The sequence below is a fragment of the Lysinibacillus sp. CNPSo 3705 genome (assembly GCF_028674935.1).
Taxonomy (GTDB): domain Bacteria; phylum Bacillota; class Bacilli; order Bacillales_A; family Planococcaceae; genus Lysinibacillus.
Genome location: NZ_JAQZSD010000207.1, coordinates 1 through 420, shown reverse-complemented (window position 1 = coordinate 420; position 420 = coordinate 1). Strand labels below are relative to the sequence as shown.

Genomic DNA, 420 nt, shown 5'->3' with positions numbered 1-420 from the left:
GGTGGGATAGATGATTGGGGTGAAGTCGTAACAAGGTAGCCGTATCGGAAGGTGCGGCTGGATCACCTCCTTTCTAAGGATATTTTCGGAATACAAACCGAGGGTTTGTAAGATTACGTTTTGCGTTCAGTTTTGAAGGTTTATGAATAACTATAAAACTTCTAAGAGGGCCTATAGCTCAGCTGGTTAGAGCGCACGCCTGATAAGCGTGAGGTCGATGGTTCGAGTCCATTTAGGCCCACCATATATACCTCTTGGGGCCTTAGCTCAGCTGGGAGAGCGCCTGCCTTGCACGCAGGAGGTCAGCGGTTCGATCCCGCTAGGCTCCACCAATAATTTGTTCTTTGAAAACTGGATAAAACGACATTGAAATTGTAACAAACACATTTATTTTTTAAGTTTTTTTATAGGCTTAATAAC

At 44.3% G+C, this 420-nt stretch carries 2 tRNA genes and 1 rRNA gene; all 3 read left to right on the top strand.

Going from position 1 to position 420, the window contains the following annotated elements:
* Positions 1-73 (top strand): 16S ribosomal RNA (locus PVA17_RS25080); the annotation flags it as partial.
* A gap of 94 nt (positions 74-167) precedes the next feature.
* Positions 168-244 (top strand) — tRNA-Ile (locus PVA17_RS25075).
* 12 nt (positions 245-256) lie between these two features.
* Positions 257-332 (top strand) — tRNA-Ala (locus PVA17_RS25070).
* Positions 333-420 lie beyond the last annotated feature (88 nt).